We start from the raw sequence: 5,653 nt of genomic DNA on the forward strand, positions 1-5,653 counted from the left end.
GAGGTGTTGGTCGGTGGTGGTTCGCTGGAGCGGGTGGATGTGGTGCAGCCCGCTCTGTTCGCGGTGATGGTGGCGTTGGCGGAGCTGTGGCGTGCCCATGGTGTGGAGCCTGATGCCGTCGTGGGGCATTCGCAGGGGGAGATCGCGGCGGCGTACGTGGCGGGGGCGTTGTCGTTGGAGGACGCCGCCAGGGTGGTGGCTCTGCGCAGCAGGGCCCTGGTCGCCCTGGCCGGACACGGCGGCATGGTCTCGGTCGCGCTGTCCGCGGACGACGCCGCCGGCTACCTGAGCCCCTGGGGCGACCGGATCACCGTCGCGGTGGTCAACTCCGCCTCGACCGTCGTCGTGTCCGGCGAACCCGGGGCCCTGGACGAACTGCTGGCAGCCTGCGCCAGGGACGGCATCCGCGCCCGCGCCATCCCCGTCGACTACGCGGCGCACTCGGCGCAGGTCGAGGCGATCCGCGAGCAACTGCTCACCGACCTCGCCGGGATCGAGCCGAGGACCGCGGACGTCCCCTTCTACTCCACCGTCACCGCGGAACCGGTCGACACCTCCGCCCTCGACGCCGATTACTGGTACCGCAACCTCCGCGAACCCGTTCGGTTCGACCTGGCCACCGCCCGGCTCACCGCCGACGGCCACGAGGTGTTCGTGGAAGTCAGCCCGCACCCGGTGCTGGTGCAGGACCTGGACGGCGTGGCGACCGGCACCCTGCGCCGCGACCACGGCGCCATCGGGGAGTTCCACACCGCCCTGGCCCGCCTCCACGTCCAGGGCGTCGCCGTGACCTGGCCGCACGACCGCCCGCACGGCGTCAGGCTGCCGCGCTACGCCTTCCAGCGCAGCACCTACTGGCTCACCCCCGCGGCCGGCGACCACGGCACCGGGCACCCGCTGGCGGGCACCACGGTCGAACTGCCCGACGGCAGCACCGTGCACAGTGGCCGTGTCTCCACCCGCACGCACCCCTGGCTGGCCGACCACGCCGTCGACGGCACGGTCCTGCTGCCGGGCACCGCCTTCCTCGAACTCGCCACCCTGGCCGGCGGGACCCTCGACGACCTCGTCCTGCACCTGCCCCTCGTGCTCTCGGACACGCCCACGGACATCCAGGTCTCGGTCGGCGCCCCGGACGACGCCGGCCGCAGCCCGGTCACCGTGCACTCCAAGGGCGGCGACGGCTGGGTCCGCCACGCGTCCGGAACTCTCGGCGGCCAGGTGACGGCCGGTCGCCTCGACTGGCCCGCGAGGAACGCCGAACCCGTGGACCCTGAAGGGTTCTACGCCTTCCTCGCCGGACTCGGATACCAGTACGGACCCGCGTTCCGGGGCGTGCGGGAGTTGTGGCAGGGCGAGGACGAACTGTACGCCGAGGTGTCCGTCCCCGACGGCGCCGGCTTCGGCATCCACCCCGCGCTCCTGGACGCCGCACTCCAGCCGCTGATCCTGCTCAGCCCCGACACCCGGGTCCGGTTGCCGTTCTCCTTCTCCGGCGTCGCCGTGCACACCACCGGTGTGTCGTCCGCCCGGGTCCACCTGGCCCGTACGGGCACCGGCACCTACCGCGCGACACTGACCGACCTGTCCGGCAACCCGGTCGCGGACATCACCGCGCTGACCGTCCGTCCGGCCGCCGAGGCCCGGGCCGCGGTGCTGCACACCCAGTGGGTGCCCCTCACCGCGAGCACACCGACCGAGGTGGTGCCGAGCCCGGTACTCACCGCGGAAGCCGACGCGGACTCGGTGCACGCCCTCGTCCAGCGGGCCCGCGCGCTCGTCCAGGACTTCCTGGCCGAGCAGCCGGAGCGGGCGGCCGCACGCCTGGCCGTCCTCACCCGCGGCGTGGCCGGCGCGGCCGTACGCGGCCTGGTCCGCAGCGCCGCCGCCGAGCACCCCGGCCGGTTCGTCCTGGTCGACATGGGCGACGCGTCCGAGGAGGACGCGGTCCGGGCCGCCGTGACAGCCGGCGACGAACCCGAACTGGCCCTGCGCCGGGAAGGCGTCCTCGTGCCGCGGCAGGCCAGGTACGCGCCGGAACTGACCGCCCCCGACGGCGCGTACCGGCTGAGCGAGTCCGGCACCGGGCAACTGGACGACCTGGCCCTGCTGGCCTGGCACGAGGCCGCGCTGGAACCCGGACAGGTACGGGTCGCCGTACGCGCGGCCGGCCTGAACTTCCGCGACGTGCTCATCACCCTCGGCATGTACCCGGACCGGCCCCCGTTGGGCGGCGAAGGGGCCGGCACCGTCGTCGAGGTCGGCCCCGGCGTCACGGCCTGGCGGCCCGGCGACCGCGTCATGGGAATGATGCCCGGCGCCTTCGGGCCGCGCGCGGTCGCCGACCACCGGCTCCTGACGGCGATCCCCGACGGCTGGGGCTTCACCGCGGCGGCGTCGGTGCCCATCGCGTTCACCACCGCCTGGTACGGGCTGTTCGACCTCGGCGAACTGCGCCCCGGCGACCGGGTCCTGGTCCACTCCGGCGCGGGCGGTGTGGGCATGGCCGCCATCCAGTTGGCCCTGAACAGCGGCGCGGAGGTCTTCGCCACCGCGAGCCCCGCCAAGTGGGAGACCCTGCGGCGCCTCGGACTGGCGGACGACCACATCGGTTCGTCCCGCGACACCCGGTTCGCCGACCGGTTCCCGGCCATGGACGTCGTCCTCAACTCGCTCGCGGGAGAACTCACCGACGCCTCCCTGCGGCTGCTCGCCGACGGCGGACGGTTCGTCGAGCTGGGCAAGACGGACGTCCGTTCACCCGAGGGCCTGATCTACCGGGCCTTCGACCTCAACGACGTCGACCCCGCGCGGCAGGGCGACATCCTCTCCAGGGTCGTGGCGATGGTCGCCGACGGGACGCTGGAGCCGCTGCCGGTCACCCCCGCGGACCTCCGCCAGGCCGTCGACTCCTTCCGGCTGATGAGCCAGGCCCGCCACATCGGCAAGATCGTCCTCACCGTCCCCCAGCCGATCGACCCCGACGGCACCGTGCTGATCACCGGCGGCACCGGCACCCTCGGCCAGGCCGTCGCCCGGCACCTGGTGTCCCGCTACGGGGTACGGCACCTGCTGCTCGTCAGCCGCGGCGGCGGCGCGGTGCCGCACCTGGAGCCGCAAGGGGACGTCGACGTGCGGGTCGTGGCCTGTGACGTCGCGGACCGGGACGCGCTGGCGGCCGTACTGGACTCGATCCCGGCCGCGCACCCGCTCACCGCCGTCGTCCACGCGGCCGGCGTGCTCGACGACACCGTGGTGGAACGGCTGACCGCAGAGCAGCTCGACCGGGTGCTGCGTCCCAAGGTCGACGGCGCCTGGCACCTGCACGAGCTGACCCGCGAGCACCACCTCGCCGCCTTCGTGCTGTTCTCGGCGGCCGCGGGTGTACTCGGCAACGCCGGCCAGGCCGGCTACGCGGCGGCGAACGCCTACCTCGACGCGTTCGCCGCACACCGGCAGACCCTCGGACTACCCGCCGTGTCGATGGCCTGGGGCTACTGGGAGCAGGAGAGCGGCATGACCGCCCACCTCACCGCGGCCGACCGCCAACGCCTCGCCCGCAAGGGCATCCGCCCCCTCGGCATCGAACGCGCCCTGGCCATGTTCGACACCGCGCTGGCTGCCGGACGTCCCGCGCTGACCACGGCCGACCTCTGGATGCCGCAGACCCTGCCGACGCCGAAGGCCCCCGTGTCGGACCTGCTGTCCCTGGTCGCCGCCCACACCGCCACCGTCCTCGGCCACTCCGACGCCGCCGCGATCACCCCCGGACTCGCCTTCCGCGACCTCGGCTTCGATTCCCTGACCTCCGTCGAACTGCGCAACCGCCTCGCCGGCGCCACCGGCCTGCGGCTGCCCGCGACCCTCGTCTTCGACCACCCCACCCCCGCCGACCTCGCCGACCACCTCACAGCCGAACTCTCCGGTGCGGGTGGGGGTGTGGTGCCGGTGGTGCCGGTGGTGCCGGTGGGTGGGGTGGGTGGTGGGGCTGATCCGGTGGTGATCGTGGGTATGGGGTGCCGGTTGCCGGGTGGGGTGGGGTCGCCGGAGGAGCTGTGGGGCTTGGTGGCGGCCGGGGTGGATGCGATCGGGGCGTTTCCGGGTGATCGCGGGTGGGACGTTGAGGGGTTGTTCCATCCGGATGCGGATCATCCCGGGACGTCGTATGCGCGGTCGGGTGGTTTTCTCGCGGACGCGGCGGGGTTCGATGCCGATTTCTTCGGGATTTCGCCGCGTGAGGCGTTGGCGATGGATCCGCAGCAGCGGGTGCTGCTGGAGACCGCGTGGGAGACGTTCGAGGACGCGGGGATCGATCCGACGTCGTTGCGGGGCAGCCGGACGGGCGTGTTCACCGGCATCTGGTCCTCCGGCTACGTCGGCAGCCCCGACCAGGCACCGCCCGACACCGAGGGCTACCTCGCCACCGGCATCTCGCCGAGCATCACCTCCGGCCGGGTCTCCTACCTGCTGGGCCTCCAGGGCCAGGCCGTGTCCGTCGACTCCGCCTGCTCCTCGTCACTGATGGCGATCCACCTCGCCGCGCAGGCACTGCGCTCGGGGGAGTGCACACTCGCCCTGGCCGGCGGGGTGACCGTGAGCGTGACCCCCCTGCAGTTCACGGAGTTCTCCCGCCAGCGTGCCCTGGCCCCTGACGGCCGGTGCAAGCCCTTCTCGTCGACGGCTGACGGTACGGCGTGGGGTGAGGGTGCGGGGTTGGTGCTGCTGGAGCGGTTGTCGGACGCCCGTCGCAACGGCCACCGGGTGCTGGCGGTGGTGCGGGGTTCGGCGGTCAATCAGGACGGGGCGTCCAACGGGTTGACCGCGCCCAACGGTCCGTCCCAGGAACGCGTCATCCGCCAGGCGTTGGCGAACGCCGGGTTGGAGGCGTCCGAGGTGGACGCGGTGGAGGCGCACGGCACGGGGACGACGCTCGGTGACCCCATCGAGGCGCAGGCGCTGTTGGCGACGTACGGCCGGGACCGGGTGGAGCCGTTGTGGCTGGGGTCGGTGAAGTCGAACATCGGGCACACCCAGGCGGCGGCGGGTGTGGCGGGTGTGATCAAGATGGTCATGGCGATGCGGCACGCCGAACTGCCGCCGACACTGCACGTCCAGGAGCCCACGCCGCATGTCGAGTGGGGCACCGGTGACATCCGGCTGCTGACCGAGGCCCGGCCGTGGCCGGAGATGGGGCGTCCCCGCCGCGCGGGCATCTCGGCCTTCGGGGCCAGTGGCACCAACGCCCACGTCGTCATCGAACAGTTCCCGGAAGAAACCCCCGAACAACCCGCCGCGGACGACTCCGCGGAGCCCACCGTGTGGCTGCTGTCCGGCAAGACGGACGACGCCCTCCGCGCCCAGGCCCGACGGCTCGCGGACCACATCACCGCCCACCCCGAACTCCGGTCGGCCGCGATCGGCCGGGCCCTCGCCACCACCCGCACCATGCTCGCCCACCGGGCGGCCCTGGTGGGCAGCACCCGGACCGACCTCATGGCGGAACTGGCCGCCCTCGCCGACGGAGACCCCCGCGTGATCACGGGTGTGGCCGGTTCGCCGGGTCGGTCGGTGTTCGTGTTTCCGGGGCAGGGTGCGCAGTGGGTGGGTATGGGTGGGGAGTTGTACGGCTCGGAGCCGGTGTTCCGGGAGGCGA

General features: G+C 73.3%; 1 protein-coding gene. It reads left to right on the forward strand.

What is annotated here, in order from left to right; genetic code table 11:
• Nucleotides 1-66: 66 nt before the first annotated feature.
• Nucleotides 67-5,653, forward strand: a 5,587-nt coding sequence (locus AB0Q99_RS34090; protein WP_363578121.1) for an SDR family NAD(P)-dependent oxidoreductase, incomplete at its 3' end; no start/stop codon positions are given.

This window comes from Kitasatospora sp. NPDC086791 (genome assembly GCF_040685975.1).
In the GTDB taxonomy this organism is placed as follows: Bacteria; Actinomycetota; Actinomycetes; order Streptomycetales; family Streptomycetaceae; genus Kitasatospora.